The organism is Rhodobacterales bacterium HKCCA1288 (genome assembly GCA_015693905.1).
GTDB lineage: Bacteria > Pseudomonadota > Alphaproteobacteria > Rhodobacterales > Rhodobacteraceae > M30B80.
Genome location: CP065161.1, coordinates 1,436,127 through 1,452,234, shown reverse-complemented (window position 1 = coordinate 1,452,234; position 16,108 = coordinate 1,436,127). Strand labels below are relative to the sequence as shown.

Sequence of the window (16,108 nt, the reverse complement as noted above, 5' to 3'; positions counted from 1 at the left end):
AACCTGCCCAAGCCATGCTGTCTATGGTTGTCATGTCAAGTTGACAGAGTTAGAAAGAACCCATGAAAAACGAACGACCAACTCCCGCCTCTCCGCTGCGCATTGGCACGCGTGGTTCTCCCCTTGCTTTGGCGCAAGCCTATGAGACGCGCGCGCGGCTTGCAGCGGCCTTTGATCTGCCGCATGAGGCCTTTGAAATTGTGGTCATAAAAACCACAGGTGACAAGGTTTTAGACCGTCCCCTCAAGGAAATTGGCGGCAAGGGTCTGTTCACTCGCGAGATAGAAGAAGACCTGCTATCTGGGGCGATTGATATTGCGGTGCATTCCATGAAGGATATGCCCGTGTTGCAGCCTGAAGGTTTGCTGCTTGATTGCTACCTCCCGCGCGAGGATGTGCGCGATGCATTTGTGTCACTTGAATTTGACAGTCTCGATGCCTTACCCGCTGGCATGAAGGTTGGCTCATCTTCGCTGCGTAGGCGTGCGCAATTGACTGCGCGCCGTCCTGATCTCGAGGTGGTCGAGTTTCGTGGCAATGTGCAGACGCGAATGAAAAAACTGGAGGACGGGGTCGCAGGAGCCACGTTTTTGGCGCAGGCAGGTCTTAATCGATTGGGCATGGCCGATGTCGCGCGTTCTGCTATTTCACCCGAAGATATGCTGCCCGCTGTTGCACAAGGCGCTATCGGGATTGAGCGGCGCGCGAATGATCCCCGCACGGCCGAGATGTTGGCCGCTATTCATGATCGCGACACGGGCATCAGGCTTGCCGCTGAGCGCGCGTTTTTGGCGGGGCTTGATGGCTCATGCGAAACCCCGATTGCAGGTCTGGCCGAGATTGATGGCCCTATGTTGCGTCTGCGCGGCGAGATATTGCGCCCTGATGGCAGCGAGGTCTTGAGCGAGGATCGCAGCGCCCCCATTGCTGAGGCCGCGAAGCTTGGCGCTGATATGGCGCGAGATTTACGCGCGCGCGCAGGTGAAGGATTTTTTGATTGGATCACCGCCAAGGCTTGAGGCGCGCGTGACAAGAGATGAAAAAAGCCCCGCTTCGCAGATGCCAAGCGGGGCTTTGTTAACGGGGCATCGCGTGCCCTAGTCCCAAGAGACGCCTGTCAGATCATTGGCCTGTGTCGGCGAATTTTCCCAAAGACCACGGATGCGCGCATCCGCAACCCCTGTTTTGGCCAACTGAAACAAGTAGCCGTTCACATAATCATCCGCGATCATGCGCTGCATTTGTCCGAGCAAGTCACTACGCGCAGCAGGATCGCTTTCCAAGGTCAGCGCCTCGTTCAGCGCAACAAACTCGGGACGGGCATATTGGAAATAGTAATCCTCCCGCGCATAGATGCCGATATCCATAGGTTCGGTATGGCTGACGATGGTGAGATCAAAATCGCGACCACGGAACACCTGCTCAAGCCACTGCGCCCACTCTAGATTGGTGATTTCTGTCTCAATACCAATCTCACGCAATTGGGCCGCAATGATCTCTCCACCACGGCGCGCATAGGCTGGCGGGGGCAGCATCAGACGCAATGTTACCCCGTCTAGCCCTGCCTCTTGCAGCAAAGCACGCGCGCGTTCTGGGTCGTAATTCGATTGCGCGGTCAGATCGACATAGTCGGGATTATGCGGCGCGAAATGTGTGCCAATGGGTGTGCCATAGCCAAACATAGCGCCGTCAATAATGTCTTGCCGATTGATCGCGTGCGAAATCGCCTCTCTCAGGCGGATATCATCAAGCGGGCTTTGCTTGTTGTTCATCGCCAAAATTGTCTCGCCTTCGGTCGAGCCGACAATCACGTTAAAGCGTGGGTCTGCCTCGAATTGGGCCAAAGTTTCAGGCGCTGGGAAATTTGGGAAAGCATCGACATCACCTGCCATCAATGCGGCATAGGCGGCATTTGGATCCGTGATGAAGCGGAAGGTTGCGCTGTCAAGCGCGATGGGCGTGCCCCAATACGCGGCATTGCGGGCCAGTTCCACGCGATCCCCTTGCACCCAATCGACAAAGCGGAAGGGGCCTGTGCCAATGGGGTTGGTCGCGTTTGTTTCTGCGCTTTCGGGGGCCACGATCACCGCATCCCCCCAAGCCATCTTGAACAAAAAGGCCCCATCAGGGGCGTTTAGCGTAACCACAACGGTGTCAGGGCTTTCTGCGACAACAGAGGCGATACCTGCAAAGAGGGCGGCCTGTGCGTTGGTGGTGCCCTCAGCGCGGGCCCGATCTAGGCTAAAGACCACATCATCCGCATTCATGTCGCTGCCATCGTGAAACTGCACATTTGGCGCGAGGGTGAAGCGATAGGTTAAACCATCGTCTGAAATCTCCCATGATCGCGCAAGCGCAGGTTGCACAGAGCCGTCAGGGCCGAACCGTGTCAGGCCTTCAAAAACATTGGCATAGACCACCTCATCAATGGCCGCTGCTGCACCTGCTGTAGGGTCGAGATTTGGCGGCTCAAGCACCATCCCGATTTTGATGCTATTGCCTTGCGCAAAGGCGCATGTGGTGGAAATGATCAACGCCGTTGCGGCGGATGTTAGAAACCGAACCATGTGGCCCTCCCGCGAAAGTTCAGAGGGCCATCGTAGTGCCGCAAGGCTTGGTCTGGCAAGCGTTCTGGTTGTAATGCGGCCTGCTTGCTGTGCCTTTTGAGGGAATTGGGATCGGCGGAAGGCTGCGCATACTGTCGCAGAACTGTCATTTCCGACTCGCCCGAATCGTGACGAGAGGTTAACGCTCTGAGTCGGATCGGCACTTGCTGGTTCTGATAAGCCCCTCGGCCATAGCGCGATATACGCTTTGCGGCGATGCGCTGAGGCGAGGGTCGAACTCGGGAGATACGCATATGGTATGCGATACAGCACAGACTATCCTCGCCCTGTCTGCCGAAGAGGTCAGTAATTTCGTAAAAGAGCAAGCCAGCAGCCGCAAACTTTCGGGGCTGATGAAGGCTTTGAACGATGCGGCCCTCAAGGGTGACAAGATCGCGCAACGCGCGATTGAGCATATGGGTTTTGTTCTTCAGCCCTAAGCTGTTGGTAGCAATTCTGCCAAGGTCAGCGCCATAACAAGCGCGCTGTCTGCCATGTCATCAACCACAACCCATTCATCGGGTTGGTGGGCAAGCTCCAAAATACCTGGCCCGTAGGCGATGCAGTTTTTCAACCGACCAATGCGGTCGATATGTTTTTGGTCATAGGTGCCTGGGCTGACCACATATTCCGCTTTTTGGGCCAGCACGCGTTCGATGGCCTGGCCCACCGATTGCACAAGCGGGCTGCTTTCATCCGTCATGCTCGGTTGTACCTCGAACAGATCGGAAATCTCATAGTCAAATCGGGGGCGGCTGGCTTTGATTTGCTCTAGCATATCGGTCAATTCCGCTTTGACCGCTGCGATGTCCTCTTCAATCAAAAAGCGGCGATCAATCACGATGCGGCAGCGATCTGCAACACATGGTGCGGGCAGGCCAGTGTAATCATCGGCCTGTTCAGGCTCGCCTCCATGGATTGAATTGATATTCAGCGTGGATTGGCGCGCCTGCGGCGGCACGACTGGCATGGCAGTGGTTTTCCCTGCGAGGAGTGGCAAAAGATGCGTTTCTATTTCAGCGAGAACCGCGCCCATGTGAGAGATGGCGCTGTCGCCCAAGAATGGCATTGAGCCATGCGCAATGCGCCCCTTCGTTTCGACCTGTGCCCACCATACGCCACGATGGCCAAGGCAGATGCGGTCTTTTTGCAAAGGTTCGGGGATAATAACATGCTGAACGCGGGCAGGGTCAAATCTGCCCTGCTCGGCCAGATAGGCAACACCGCCAAAGCCACCTGACTCCTCATCTGCGGTGGCAGAGATTTCAATCGCACCTGCGAATTTTGGGTAGGTGGCAATAAAGGCCTCAGCTGCGATGATTGAGGCTGCAAGTCCACCTTTCATATCGCACGCCCCGCGTCCGTAAATGCGGCCATCTTCGAGAACCCCACCAAAAGGCGGCTTCGTCCATCCATGCCCAACCTCCACGACATCGTGATGGCTGTTGAAATGAACGGTGTCCCCCGCTGCGCCGCCCTCATAGCGCGCCACCATGTTCCATCGTGGATATGTATCGCTATCGGCAAGCGCCCCTGTGGCGCGGATTAAGTCAACCGTGAACCCCGCTGCCTCCAAGCGCTGTTTGAGATAGTCGCAAATTTCGCGGTAGTTTTGACCGGGCGGATTGAGGGTGGGGATGCGGATCAAATCTTGGGTCAGTGCAATCAAATCGTCCCGCCGTGCGGCAATCGCAGTTTCAAGTTGATCTTTGCTGTCCATTTTTGTCCCACCTTCTGTCTTTTTCAGCTTGCTGTGGGAATTTGCGCATTGCAAGCCCGTGCAAATTTTTGCGCCGTGCCTATATCAGGGATGAGACACGGATCTGGGAGAACAGGGTGTGATTATTCGCATAGCCTTGCTGATGGCGGTGCTTTTGACAGTGGTCTTTGTATCGCTCTATTTTTATTTGCGCGCAGGCCAGCGTGAGGCCTTAATCGAGGAATGGCAAAAGCGCGATCCGTCTGATGCCGCGAATGAGCATCGTGAGGATTGGATCAATCGCCGTCTGGCAGGATCTATGCGTAAAATCGCGCTGCGTTTGGCGGTTGTGGTTTATGCTTTGCCACTGGCGGCGCTGTTCCTTTATGTTGGGTTCACCGATCCGTTCGCGCCTTAGGGGGCGCAATGGGAAAATAAACGACAAAGGGGCAGGCGGCGCATGCGTTGGCCACGGATCATAGCATTACTGATATTGGGCGCGCTCCTTGTCGCGTTCTTCCACTATACGCTGCCGCAACGGGATATTTTGCGGATCACGCAGACAGAAATCATTAGGCAAGATTTTTCAGGCCTCAACCGCATCTTCTATGCGCGCGGCGATACAGGCAGCGCACAACTCGCATCGCGCGATTTGCGTTTGATCAATACGGTCGATGCGCAGGGCGAGGTTCACGTGTTCCGCAATGAGGATACAGGCTTTGGGTGGCCTCCTTATTTCAAGTTGGACAGCTCAGACCTGCAGGCCGAAGCGGCAAACCTGATTTCGACTGCGGCTGACCCGATTTGGGTAGCGGTTACCCATTACGGATGGCGTTCGCGCCTTTTGACGACCTATCCCAATGCTGTGGCCTTGCGTCAGGTGGCAGGGCCAGATGTGACGCTGATCCCATGGATGCCGATTACGATTCTCGTCCTTCTTTTGGGTGTCTTGTTGGCCCTATGGCGCTTGTGGGAGCGGTTTGAAGCCCGCATTCTTGATCCGCTTTATGACAGGGCGGCTGTGTTTTGGTCGAAAAGCCGTGATCGTTTGCGCGGCAAGTAAAGGGTGCGATGATGGATGCATGGGATGAGGTGCGCACGGCCTATCATGTGGCACGACTGGGCACGGTGTCTGGGGCCGCAGATTATCTATCGGTGCATCATGCTACAGTGATCCGGCATATAGACGCGCTTGAAGGGCGTCTTGGGGTGCGGTTGTTTCATCGTCATGCGCGCGGCTACACCCCCACCGAGGCCGGGCAGGATTTGCTCGCGACTGCCGCTGAAACTGAAGCGCGGTTTTCACAATTGGCCTCGCGGATTGCAGGGCAGGGCGATACGCTGTCGGGGGAATTGGTGCTGACCGCGCTTGGCTTCGTGGCGCAGTTGTTGATGCCCGCATTGGCCGAATTACAAAACGATCATCCAGATTTGCGCATTCGTTTGGTGACGGATGAGCGCGTCTTTCGGATGGAATTGGGCGAGGCGCATATTGCCATTCGTGCAGGGTCTGCCCCATCGGAGCCCGATAATGTCGTGCAGCCCTTTTTCACGCTCAGGGCGCGTCTTTGCGCAACCAAGTCCTATCTCGAACAGCACGGGCCATTCAGCCTAGAAGCAGCAGGGCAGCATCGCTTTGTGGCAACCACTCAAGCCGATAGCCGCGCGCCGTTTTTAAGATGGCTCAAGGATCATGTGCCTGAAGATGCAATCGTGTTTCGGGCCTCAGATTTCGCGAGTGCGATTGAGGCCGTTCATGCGGGGATCGGCATAGGCTTTGCACCTGCCTTTGCCCTTGAGCAAAATGCAGACTTGGTTGAGGTGATGCCCTCACTGGACGAATGGAATTCTTCTGTCTGGTTGGTCACCCATGTCGATTTGCATCGCAGCCCAAAGGTGCAGCGCGTCTTGGCCTATCTTAAAGATTACGCCAAAAATATCGTGGGGACGGTTTAACCGCCCTGCGTATCAGCCCCATCCAATTCGCGGGCGAGAAAGGCTTCGAACTCGTCTAGGTGGATGGGTTCGAATTGACCAAACCCCTGCATCCAAACACTTGCGGCGCGCAGCGCGTCAGGCTCGAGTTTGCACCACTTGACCCGTCCCCGCTTTTCTTGGGCAATCAGTCCCGCATGGGCAAGGATGGCGAGGTGCTTTGAGATCGCAGCCAGAGACATTTCAAACGGTTCCGCCACATCGGTCACGGCCATGTCATCTTCGAGCAGCATCGACAAGATCGCGCGGCGGGTTGGGTCTGCCAAGGCAGCAAAGGTCAGATCTAGGGAACTGGCACTCATATTGGCATCCTATCCTGCCTTCTGAGGCAATCGTCAACCATTTGGTTGAATATAGGAAATTGTCGAAATTTGCCGCAGACCTTCTAACGGGTGGATTTGACCAACTTGTCGCAGGTAATTTTATTACTTTATATTCAATAGCTTATGCGTTTCTCTGCGGGTGCAAAGTTTCGTTGACTCTGGCGCGGCCTGTTCTTAGGTTCCGCGCGACACCCGAGGGGCGTTTTCTGAAGGTGCTTTGCACATGACCGAGCCATCGCCAAATCCCGACCGCCTTAAGGCGTTGGAAGAAAAATTGGCAAACATTCGGTCGCGCGAGGCCGACAAGAAACCACCGATGGGGGAGCATTATTCCCAAGCGCAGCACGCGTGGCGGATGGTGATTGAACTGGTCAGCGGGTTGTTGATCGGTGTTGGCATAGGCTGGGGCTTGGATAGCCTCTTGGGCACGCGCCCTTGGCTGATGGTCGTTTTTACATTGCTGGGCTTTGTGGCTGGGGTCAAAACGATGATCCGATCTGCGCAAGAGCTTCAGAACCAAGCCCAAGCCCGCGAAAACGCGGATGAGGGCGGCACAAAATAAGGGGATACACCGTGGCTTCGGATGTAACGAATTCTGATCAGAACAAGCCCTCTAATTCGGGCAAGCCGATTGCATTTGTTCTTTTGGCCATCGCGGCTGTGCTTTTCGTCTTGGGTCTACTTGACGATTACGAAGGCGGCTTGGCGATCCACCCGATGGATCAATTCGTCATCTCCCCATTGTTTGGTGACACGCTGAACTGGTACACGCCGACCAATTCCACGCTCTGGATGGCGCTCAGCGTCATCGCGATTGTGGCATTGATGGTCATGGGCACGCGCGGTCGCGCCGTGGTTCCATCGCGCGGCCAGTCGGTCGCTGAGCTGATCTATGGCTTCGTGCGTAAGATGGTCGAAGATGTTGCAGGCAAAGATGCACTGCCCTTCTTCCCCTATATTTTCGCCCTGTTTATGTTCATCTTGTTGTCGAACCTCTTGGGCCTGATCCCAATGAGCTTTACCACCACATCGCATATCGCGGTGACCGCGATTTTGGCGGCGGCGGTATTCCTGACAGTGACCTTGGTGGGTTTCATCAAGAACGGCGCAGGCTTCCTCAGCCTGTTCTGGGTCAGTTCCGCGCCATTGGCGTTGCGCCCGATCCTTGCCATCATCGAATTAATTTCTTACTTCGTGCGCCCCGTCAGCCACTCCATCCGTCTTGCGGGTAACTTGATGGCGGGCCACGCAGTTTTGAAAGTGTTTGCAGGTTTCGCCGGCGCGATGGGCGCCGCAGCCTTCGCCCCAATCTTGGGCATTGTCGCGATCTACGGGCTCGAAGTGCTCGTATCCGTGATCCAAGCCTATGTGTTCACCATCCTAACCTGCGTCTATCTGAAAGACGCGCTGCATCCGCATCACTAAGCGGATCACGGTTCAGGACACCTATTCAGCCAATTCCAACGTAAGGAGAAACGGAAATGGAAGGCAATATCGCAGAACTCGGTCAATTCATCGGTGCAGGCCTTGCCGCTATCGGCTCTGGCGCAGCAGCGATCGGTGTGGGCCATGTTGCAGGCAACTTCCTCGCAGGTGCTTTGCGTAACCCATCTGCAGCTGCAGGTCAGACCGCAACGCTCTTCATCGGTATCGCGTTCGCAGAAGCTTTGGGGATCTTCGCGTTCCTCGTTGCACTTCTGCTGATGTTCGCAGTCTAAGCCTTTAGCGAACCATCCTTACGGCTGGGTCGCTTTGCGCGCAGCGCGCCACAGCGGCCCAGTGTAATCACCGGTTCCAGGAGGACATGATGGCAGAGACTGCCCACAACGTTGCCAGTGCAGCCCATGGTGGCGAAGCCGCCTCGGGGGGTATGCCGCAACTCGACTTCTCCACCTTCCCGAACCAGATTTTCTGGCTCGTGGTTACACTGGTGGTCGTTTATTTGATCTTGAGCCGCGTGGCGTTGCCCCGCGTTGCATCCGTTTTGGCAGACCGCCAAGGCGCGATTGCAAAGGACATTGCCGCTGCTGAAGACCTCAAAGCCAAAGCTGCTGAAGCGGAAGAGGCCTATAACAAAGCCCTCGCAGATGCGCGCGCGCAAGCGCAAGACATCATCGCCCAGACCCGCAGCGAAATCGCGGCTGAATTGGCGGATGCAACTGCAAAAGCGGACGCGCAGATCGCTGCGAAGGCAAAAGAATCTGAAGCGCGTATCGGTGAGATCCGCGCAGGCGCTGTGAAAAACATCGAAGCGGTCGCAAAAGATGCGACAACCGAGATTGTAACGGCACTTGGTGGCGGCAAGCCCGATGCCAAGGCGCTGAAAGCGGCCATTGCAGAGCGGATGAAAGGATAAGCCATGACACTGCGTTACGCGACATTGGCAACATCTGCCCTGACCCTAATCGCGGCGCCTGCTTTTGCAGCAGGTGGTGATTACGGCTTTGCGTCTTTCTTCAACACCAATTACGTGGTGCTGATTGGCTTCATCTTGTTCTTGGCGCTGTTGTTCTATTTCAACGTGCCTGCGATGATCCTCAAGATGTTGGATGACCGCGCGGAAACCATCCGTTCCGAATTGGATGAGGCCCGCAACCTACGCGATGAAGCGCAAGCCGTTCTTGCGGCCTATGAGCGCAAAAGCCGCGAAGTGGCTGAACAATCTCAGCGCATTATCGACCACGCCCGCGAAGAGGCTCGTTTGGCTGCCGATGCTGCCAAAGAAGACCTCAAGCACTCCATCGCGCGCCGCCTAAAGGCAGCTGAGGAGCAGATCACGAGCGCCGAAGAAAAAGCGACCCGTGAATTGCGCAACCGTGCTGTGGATGTTGCGATTGCGGCGGCGGCAAAGATTTTGGCCGATAGCACCACTGCAACCGAAGCGAACAAGCGCATTGATGCGGCCATCGCCGAAGTGGAAAGCCGCTTGCACTAAGCAGGTATGCTTGGAAGGTAAAAGTTATGAAAAAGGCCCCCTGAGAGGGGCCTTTTTTTTGTTGATTATGTGGCCTGTGTCACAGATGTCGTTTTCTGTCTTTTTTCGGTCGGGCGGGCGAGGCCGCGCGGCTTGACCTCTGGCAAGAGGGGACAACCACAGATCACGCGCGGGAGCGGATATCATGAAGACACATGTCAAAGCCTTGGTTGTCGGCGGCGGTGCCGTTGGCGCATCTATTGCCTATCATCTTGCAAAAGCGGGATGGCAGGATGTGATGCTGTTGGAGAGGGATGAATTGACCTCTGGCTCGACATGGCACGCGGCCGGACTTTTGCCTTTGTTCAACATGAGCTACGCAACCAGCCATATTCACGACTATTCTGTGAAATTCTATAAGACGTTGGAAGAAGAGACAGGCCTCAACGCAGGGTTTGCTGTGGTCGGTAACTTGCGCATGGCGCAGACCGATGCACGCATGGACGAGTTCCACCTTTATGCATCGACCGCTGAGACGGTTGGTATTCCCTACGAGTGGTTGACACCTGCGCAGATTAAAGACCGCTACCCGCTGGTGCGTACAGAAGATCTCAAAGGGGCGCTGTTCCACCCGACTGACGGCTATATCAACCCTGCAGACGTGACCCAAGCCATGGCCAAGGGCGCGCGCCAGCGTGGCGTGATTATCGAGCGCAAGTGGCAAGTTGATGGCTATGAATGGACAGGCGAGGCATGGCGCGTCACTGTCACTAAGATGGTGGAAAAGGGCGGCAATTTGGTTCCGTCTGAGGAAACCCAAGTGATCACTGCCGAACATGTTGTGACCGCAACAGGAAACCATGCGCAGCGCACAGCGAAATTGTTGGGCATCAAAATCCCCGCCATCCCAGTCGAGCATCAATATATCGTCACGGAGCCTGATCCAGAATTGGTGGCCTTCCGTCAAAATGGCGCGCCCGAGCATCCCGTTTTGCGCGATGCAGATGCAAAATGGTATGTGCGCGAAGAACGCGGTGGGTGGATTCTAGGGCCTTATGAAGAAGGCGCACCTGCATGCTTCAAATATGCTGTGCCCGACAGTTTCCGCGCGGATCTCTTCCCGCTCGATCTGGAGCGGATCGAAGAAGAATATATGTCCATGATCCACCGCATCCCGTCCAGTGAGACAGTGGGTCTGAAAGACGATTACAATGGCCCGATCTGCTACACCCCCGATGGGAATCCATTGGTCGGCCCTGCGCCTGGCCTGCGGAATATGTGGTTGGCTGAAGGTTTCAGCTTCGGCATCACCGCGGCAGGTGGCACAGGCTATTATCTGGCGCAGATGATGGTCGAAGGTGAGGCGGAAATCGATATGGCCAGCCTTGACCCTAAGCGTTACGGCCAAGATTGGATGACGACCGAATATGCAGCGCGCAAAAATGAAGAATGCTATGCGCATGTCTATGTTCTGCACCACCCTGACGAAGAGCGCGAAGCCTGCCGTCCTTTGCGCACAGGCCCTGCCTATGATCGTCAAAAGGCGCTTGGCGCGCAATTTGGCTGTGTGAACGGATTTGAACGTCCAAACTACTACGGCCCCAAAGATGCGCCGTCTCATTTCGACCATGATGCGCGCAGTTTCCGTCGCGGCGGATGGTGGAACTTTGCCCGCGAGGAAGCGGAAGCGATCCGTAAAACCGCTGGCCTGATTGATGCAACAGCCTTTGCCAAGCATCGTGTGTTCGGGCCTGGAGCGACTGCTTTCTTGGATTGGTTTACCTGTAACGCATTGCCCAAAGTGGGACGGATTAACCTGACCTATGCGCTGACCGATGCAGGCACGACCCGCACCGAATACACTATCATGCGGATTGCTGAGAATGATTACTACCTCGTCTCTGCAGGCGCGTGGGAGGCCTATGACGGCGATTATCTGCGCAAGGCCGAAGAAGATTTCTGGGCCAAAACCCAAAGCACAGGCAACTGGTTCGCGGTCGAGAATGTGACCACGAAATGGGGTGTCTTTGCCCTTGCGGGGCCAAATTCCCGCGCGATCTTGAACGAGCTTGTCCGTGACGCAGAGCCAGAAACGCGCCTCTCGAACAAGCGTTCGCCATGGCTGTCTGTGCGCGACATCGAGCTGGGAATGGTGCCTGTGCGCGCTGCGCGTGTGGCCTATACAGGTGAGTTGGGTTGGGAATTGCACCATCCGATTGAGATGCAAAATCACCTGTGGGATCAACTTATGGCTGCGGGCGAAAAGCATGGGCTCAAGCTGGTTGGTGCGCGTGCGCAGAACTGGCTGCGTCAGGAGAAATCCTATCGTGCCTTTGGCAATGAACTTGGCCGTGATGCAACGCCGTTGGAGGCGGGCCTAGATCGCTTTGTTGATCTCTCGAAGGAGTTCCATGGCAAGCAAGCAATGCTTGATAAGGGTATCCGCTCTAAATGTGTGACGCTGTTGATAGACGGGCCTCAGGATGCTGACCCATGGGGGCGCGAAGCCTTGTTTGATGGCGAAACCCGTGTTGGGCGTCTGACATCAGGTGGCTATTCCGTGCATTTCGGAAAACAGATCGGCATGGGCTATGTGAAACCTGACTATGCACAGGTTGGGCAAAAGCTGAAGGTGATGATCATGGGCGCGCTTTATGATGCGGAAATTACCGAAGACAGCCCTTATGATCCGAAGAACGTCACGATCCGCGTGGATGGTTGATCCAACCTGATCGAGACAGGGTTCCTCCCGTGAAGGCCGCCTGCATCCCTTTGGAGATGCAGGCGGCTTTTTTGCTTTTCTGCTCGGCGCGCATTTCATAGGTTGGGTTTATGTCAAAGCCTCGATTCATCCATTTGCGTGTGCATAGCGAATATTCGCTGCTTGAAGGGGCGATGCGGATCAAATCTTTGCCGCAATTGGTGGCCGATGCAGGCATGCCCGCTGTCGCAGTGACAGACACCAACAACATGTTCTGCGCGCTTGAGTTTTCCGAATATGCGGTCAAGGCAGGTGTGCAGCCGATATTGGGGTGCCAGATTGATTTGGCCTATGAGGCGGCGGCGCAGGGCGAGAAACCGCGCCCCCCGCGCGGCATTGTTCTTTTGGTGAAATCGCGTCAGGGTTACTTGAACCTATTAAAGCTGAATTCGCATTTCTACTTGCGCGGCGATGGCCAGATTCCCCATGTCACCCTTGATGAATTGGCGGCGCATAATGAGGGGTTGATCTGTCTTTCTGGTGGCCCTGAGGGGCCGTTTGGCGCGCTGCTCTCTGCGGGGCAAATAGCCAAAGCCGAAGGATTGATGGCGCGATTGGCTGAGATCTTCGGGGATAGGCTTTATGTTGAATTACAGCGTCATCCCATAGATCAGGGTCTGCCCGAGGCAGAGGCGCTGAGTGAGCCGCATTTGATTGATATGGCTTATAAGATGGGCCTGCCCCTTGTGGCGACCAATGACGTCTATTTCCCCAAACCAAAAATGTATGAGGCGCATGACGCGTTGATTTGCATCGCGCAAGGGGCCTATGTCGATCAACAAGAACCACGCCGTATCCTGACATCTCAGCATTATTTCAAAACCCCCGAAGAGATGGTGACACTCTTCGCTGATCTGCCCGAGGCGATTGAAAACACGGTCGAGATTGCACAACGCTGCGCCTACCGCGCGCGCACCCACGACCCGATCTTGCCGCGCTTTGCCGAGAACGAGGTTGAAGAACTGCGCCGTCAGGCCAATGAAGGTCTGCAAGCGCGCCTTGCGGTGATCCCGCATGCGGCATCAGTTGAGGACTATCAAAAGCGCCTCGATTTCGAATTGGACATCATCGAGGGGATGGGCTTTCCGGGCTATTTCTTGATCGTGGCCGATTTCATCAAATGGGCCAAGGAGCATGACATCCCAGTCGGGCCTGGGCGCGGGTCGGGTGCAGGCAGCCTTGTGGCCTATGCCTTGACGATTACCGACCTTGATCCTCTGCGTTATAGCTTGCTGTTTGAGCGCTTCCTCAATCCTGAACGCGTCTCAATGCCCGATTTCGATATCGACTTCTGCATGGATCGCCGCGAGGAGGTGATCCAATATGTGCAGGAAAAATATGGTCGCGACCGCGTGGGGCAGATCATCACCTTTGGTGCGCTGTTATCCAAGGCGGCCGTGCGCGATATCGGGCGGGTTTTGCAAATGCCCTATGGCCAGGTGGATCGCCTGTCAAAAATGATCCCTGTTGAGGGGGTCAAACCCGTGAGCATCGAAAAAGCCTTGGCCGATGAACCGCGCCTGCGCGAAGAAGCGCAGGCCGAAGAAGTGGTCGCGCGGCTTTTGGATTATGGTCAACAGGTCGAGGGGCTTTTGCGCAATGCCTCAACCCACGCCGCGGGCGTTGTGATCGGTGACCGCCCTTTGGACGAGTTGGTGCCACTTTACCAAGACCCGCGCTCGGACATGCCTGCAACCCAGTTTAATATGAAATGGGTAGAACCTGCGGGCTTGGTGAAATTTGATTTTCTCGGCCTGAAAACCCTGACTGTGGTGCAAAATGCCATTGATTTGATCCATTCATCGGGCCGCGATTTGCATGTCGCACCAGATGGCCACGCGCTCTATCAACCGCCTGAGGGGGCAGAAAACCAGATCAACGCGATCCCGTTAGACGATGAAGCGACCTATGCGCTCTATGCTTCGGCCAAGACTGTTGCGGTGTTTCAGGTGGAAAGCTCGGGCATGATGGATGCCCTAAGGCGTATGCGCCCCACCTGCATTGAGGATATCGTGGCCCTTGTGGCGCTCTATCGCCCGGGACCGATGGAGAATATCCCAACCTATTGCGAGGTGAAGAACGGGATCAAAGAGCGTGCCTCGATCCATCCGTTGATTGATCACATCCTCGAAGAGACGCAAGGCATCATCGTATATCAAGAACAGGTGATGCAAATTGCGCAGGTCATGGCAGGCTATAGCCTAGGCGGTGCGGATTTGCTGCGCCGCGCCATGGGGAAGAAGATCAAAGAGGCCATGGATGCCGAACGCCCCAAATTCGTGGAAGGGGCAAAGGCAAATGGGGTCGACAAGGCCAAGGCCGAAGAAGTGTTCGACCTTCTAGAAAAATTCGCCAATTACGGCTTCAACAAATCCCACGCGGCCGCTTACGCGGTTGTCAGTTATCAAACCGCTTGGCTTAAGGCGAACCATCCTGTCGAATTCATGGCTGCGGTGATGAATTGCGATATCCATCTGACGGATAAGCTGTCTATTTACAGCCAAGAGGTGGGTCGCCTTGGCATAGAGATCGTGCCGCCTTGTGTTAATCGCTCGCTTGCTACGTTCTCCGTGTCTGATGGGCGCGTGGTCTATGGCTTGGGTGGCTTGAAAAATGTCGGTGTCGATGCAATGCGCCTGATCGTTGAAGGGCGCGGAGATCAGCCCTTTGCATCGCTCTTTGATTTCGCTCGGCGGGTTGATTTGAAACGGGTGGGCAAGCGGCCGCTTGAGATGTTGGCGCGCGCAGGCGCCTTTGACGAGCTGGATGCGAACCGCCGCCGCGTGTTTGACAGTTTGGATGCGCTGGTCGCCTTTTCTGCTGCAATTCATGATCAAAAATCGTCAAACCAGACCTCCCTATTCGGGGAAGGGGGCGATGATTTGCCTGAGCCACGCCTGTCTAATCCGCCAGATTGGTTGCCGAATGAACGGCTTTCCCAAGAGCATCAGGCGGTTGGTTTCTATCTTTCTGGCCATCCTTTGGATGAATATATGCCAAGCTTGAAACGCTCAGGCTGTTTGTCGCTGCGTGAGGTTGAGGCGCGGGTGCAAGGGGGGGCTTTTGTCACCAAATTGGCAGGGGCGGTTGCGGTCAAGCAAGAGCGCAAAAGCCAGCGCGGCACCCGTTTTGCCTTTGTGGGTCTTTCCGATCCAACGGGACTTTACGAAGTAACAGTGTTCTCTGACCTGCTCGAGTCTGCTCGGCATTTGTTAGAGGCGGGCCAGAATGTGGTGTTGACCGTTGAGGCCACCTATGAAGCGGAGCAATTAAAACTCCTTGCTCGCGCGGTACAGCCCATTGATGCGGTTGCCGCACAAGGTGGGGCTACAGGCTTGAGGGTGTTTGTCGAGGACGCGGCCGCTTTGCCGCAATTGGCCAATGTGTTGGGCGAGGCCAAAAAGACTAATGCATCGCGGGTGACAGGCCCAATTCAATTATGCCTGACAGCCGCCGATCTTCCGGGTGAGGTCGAAGTCCTCTTGGGCGAGGATTACCCCGTCAATCCCGCCATAAAAGGGGCGCTGAAATCTTTGGGCGGTGTCATCGCGGTGGAAGAGGTCTAACCCTCACCAATGGGGCGGTTTTTGATTGGCGGCGGGCATATCGCCTGCGGCTTCACGATCTGCCTCACGCTGCATCAGCATCTCAACACGGGCAGTGAGACGGGTGATTTCCCGATCTTGGCGTGCGACCACCTCTGAGAGGTCATCGACTGTGCGGGTGAGATGGGCCAAATGCATCTCCAAATCATCGCGAGAGGCGCTCATGGGGCCTATGATCCTTGTCTGGGATTGTGTCGTTGCGTTC

At 55.7% G+C, this 16,108-nt stretch carries 16 protein-coding genes; 12 read left to right on the top strand and 4 right to left on the bottom strand.

Annotation, left to right across the window (positions count from 1 at the left end; all coding sequences use genetic code 11):
* Positions 1 to 62 precede the first annotated feature (62 nt).
* Positions 63 to 1,019, top strand: a complete 957-nt coding sequence (gene hemC / locus I3V23_07095) for a hydroxymethylbilane synthase (protein QPI84393.1) — start codon at positions 63 to 65, stop codon at positions 1,017 to 1,019.
* 78 nt (positions 1,020 to 1,097) lie between these two features.
* On the opposite strand, the gene I3V23_07090 is transcribed toward hemC, so the two are convergent.
* Complete coding sequence (locus I3V23_07090; protein QPI84392.1) at positions 1,098 to 2,567, bottom strand: ABC transporter substrate-binding protein; 1,470 nt, start codon at positions 2,565 to 2,567, stop codon at positions 1,098 to 1,100.
* A gap of 293 nt (positions 2,568 to 2,860) precedes the next feature.
* Between I3V23_07090 and I3V23_07085 the strand changes: the two genes are divergently transcribed.
* Positions 2,861 to 3,046 (top strand): hypothetical protein, encoded by a 186-nt coding sequence (locus I3V23_07085; GenBank protein QPI84391.1) that lies wholly within the window; start codon positions 2,861 to 2,863, stop codon positions 3,044 to 3,046.
* Here I3V23_07085 and I3V23_07080 read toward each other — a convergent pair.
* Complete coding sequence (locus tag I3V23_07080) at positions 3,043 to 4,326, bottom strand: acetylornithine deacetylase/succinyl-diaminopimelate desuccinylase family protein (GenBank protein ID QPI84390.1); 1,284 nt, start codon at positions 4,324 to 4,326, stop codon at positions 3,043 to 3,045. The genes I3V23_07085 and I3V23_07080 overlap by 4 nt on opposite strands.
* A gap of 118 nt (positions 4,327 to 4,444) precedes the next feature.
* Here I3V23_07080 and I3V23_07075 point away from each other — a divergent pair, with 118 nt between their 5' ends.
* The 3 genes from I3V23_07075 to I3V23_07065 are packed head-to-tail and all read left to right on the top strand — an operon-like array spanning position 4,445 to position 6,261.
* Positions 4,445 to 4,723 (top strand): hypothetical protein, encoded by a 279-nt coding sequence (locus tag I3V23_07075; GenBank protein QPI84389.1) that lies wholly within the window; start codon positions 4,445 to 4,447, stop codon positions 4,721 to 4,723.
* A gap of 42 nt (positions 4,724 to 4,765) precedes the next feature.
* Positions 4,766 to 5,368: a DUF1523 family protein gene (locus I3V23_07070; protein ID QPI84388.1), complete on the top strand. Its 603-nt coding sequence runs from the start codon at positions 4,766 to 4,768 to the stop codon at positions 5,366 to 5,368.
* Between the two features lie 11 nt (positions 5,369 to 5,379).
* Positions 5,380 to 6,261, top strand: a complete 882-nt coding sequence (locus I3V23_07065; GenBank protein QPI86733.1) for a LysR family transcriptional regulator — start codon at positions 5,380 to 5,382, stop codon at positions 6,259 to 6,261.
* Here I3V23_07065 and I3V23_07060 read toward each other — a convergent pair.
* Positions 6,258 to 6,602: a winged helix-turn-helix transcriptional regulator gene (locus I3V23_07060; protein ID QPI84387.1), complete on the bottom strand. Its 345-nt coding sequence runs from the start codon at positions 6,600 to 6,602 to the stop codon at positions 6,258 to 6,260. The two genes, I3V23_07065 and I3V23_07060, sit on opposite strands and share 4 nt — an antisense overlap.
* Before the next feature lie 244 nt (positions 6,603 to 6,846).
* Here I3V23_07060 and I3V23_07055 point away from each other — a divergent pair, with 244 nt between their 5' ends.
* From I3V23_07055 to dnaE, 7 genes are all read left to right on the top strand, one after another.
* On the top strand, positions 6,847 to 7,185 hold the full coding sequence (locus tag I3V23_07055; GenBank protein QPI84386.1) for an AtpZ/AtpI family protein: 339 nt from the start codon (positions 6,847 to 6,849) through the stop codon (positions 7,183 to 7,185).
* Positions 7,186 to 7,340: 155 nt separating this feature from the next.
* Positions 7,341 to 8,048 (top strand): F0F1 ATP synthase subunit A, encoded by a 708-nt coding sequence (locus tag I3V23_07050; GenBank protein QPI86732.1) that lies wholly within the window; start codon positions 7,341 to 7,343, stop codon positions 8,046 to 8,048.
* A 56-nt stretch (positions 8,049 to 8,104) separates the two neighbouring features.
* On the top strand, positions 8,105 to 8,341 hold the full coding sequence (locus I3V23_07045) for a F0F1 ATP synthase subunit C (protein QPI84385.1): 237 nt from the start codon (positions 8,105 to 8,107) through the stop codon (positions 8,339 to 8,341).
* Between the two features lie 89 nt (positions 8,342 to 8,430).
* On the top strand, positions 8,431 to 8,979 hold the full coding sequence (locus tag I3V23_07040) for a F0F1 ATP synthase subunit B' (protein ID QPI84384.1): 549 nt from the start codon (positions 8,431 to 8,433) through the stop codon (positions 8,977 to 8,979).
* Between the two features lie 3 nt (positions 8,980 to 8,982).
* Positions 8,983 to 9,558 carry an ATP F0F1 synthase subunit B gene (locus tag I3V23_07035; protein QPI84383.1) on the top strand — a complete coding sequence of 192 codons (576 nt, stop codon included), beginning with the start codon at positions 8,983 to 8,985 and terminating at the stop codon, positions 9,556 to 9,558.
* Positions 9,559 to 9,742: 184 nt separating this feature from the next.
* Positions 9,743 to 12,259: an FAD-dependent oxidoreductase gene (locus I3V23_07030; GenBank protein QPI84382.1), complete on the top strand. Its 2,517-nt coding sequence runs from the start codon at positions 9,743 to 9,745 to the stop codon at positions 12,257 to 12,259.
* Between the two features lie 110 nt (positions 12,260 to 12,369).
* Entirely contained in the window at positions 12,370 to 15,864 is a 3,495-nt protein-coding gene (gene dnaE, locus I3V23_07025; protein QPI84381.1) for a DNA polymerase III subunit alpha, read from the top strand.
* Positions 15,865 to 15,867: 3 nt separating this feature from the next.
* Here dnaE and I3V23_07020 read toward each other — a convergent pair whose 3' ends face one another.
* Positions 15,868 to 16,068 carry a SlyX family protein gene (locus tag I3V23_07020; protein QPI84380.1) on the bottom strand — a complete coding sequence of 67 codons (201 nt, stop codon included), beginning with the start codon at positions 16,066 to 16,068 and terminating at the stop codon, positions 15,868 to 15,870.
* Positions 16,069 to 16,108 lie beyond the last annotated feature (40 nt).

Bases quoted from the DNA above. Each gene is read 5' to 3' on its own strand.
- hemC (QPI84393.1), top strand. From the start codon at position 63: ATGAAAAACGAACGACCAACTCCCGCCTCTCCGCTGCGCATTGGCACG.
- I3V23_07090 (QPI84392.1), bottom strand. From the start codon at position 2,567: ATGGTTCGGTTTCTAACATCCGCCGCAACGGCGTTGATCATTTCCACC.
- I3V23_07085 (QPI84391.1), top strand. From the start codon at position 2,861: ATGGTATGCGATACAGCACAGACTATCCTCGCCCTGTCTGCCGAAGAG.
- I3V23_07080 (QPI84390.1), bottom strand. From the start codon at position 4,326: ATGGACAGCAAAGATCAACTTGAAACTGCGATTGCCGCACGGCGGGAC.
- I3V23_07070 (QPI84388.1), top strand. From the start codon at position 4,766: ATGCGTTGGCCACGGATCATAGCATTACTGATATTGGGCGCGCTCCTT.
- I3V23_07065 (QPI86733.1), top strand. From the start codon at position 5,380: ATGGATGCATGGGATGAGGTGCGCACGGCCTATCATGTGGCACGACTG.
- I3V23_07060 (QPI84387.1), bottom strand. From the start codon at position 6,602: ATGAGTGCCAGTTCCCTAGATCTGACCTTTGCTGCCTTGGCAGACCCA.
- I3V23_07055 (QPI84386.1), top strand. From the start codon at position 6,847: ATGACCGAGCCATCGCCAAATCCCGACCGCCTTAAGGCGTTGGAAGAA.
- I3V23_07050 (QPI86732.1), top strand. From the start codon at position 7,341: ATGGATCAATTCGTCATCTCCCCATTGTTTGGTGACACGCTGAACTGG.
- I3V23_07045 (QPI84385.1), top strand. From the start codon at position 8,105: ATGGAAGGCAATATCGCAGAACTCGGTCAATTCATCGGTGCAGGCCTT.
- I3V23_07040 (QPI84384.1), top strand. From the start codon at position 8,431: ATGGCAGAGACTGCCCACAACGTTGCCAGTGCAGCCCATGGTGGCGAA.
- I3V23_07035 (QPI84383.1), top strand. From the start codon at position 8,983: ATGACACTGCGTTACGCGACATTGGCAACATCTGCCCTGACCCTAATC.
- I3V23_07030 (QPI84382.1), top strand. From the start codon at position 9,743: ATGAAGACACATGTCAAAGCCTTGGTTGTCGGCGGCGGTGCCGTTGGC.
- dnaE (QPI84381.1), top strand. From the start codon at position 12,370: ATGTCAAAGCCTCGATTCATCCATTTGCGTGTGCATAGCGAATATTCG.
- I3V23_07020 (QPI84380.1), bottom strand. From the start codon at position 16,068: ATGAGCGCCTCTCGCGATGATTTGGAGATGCATTTGGCCCATCTCACC.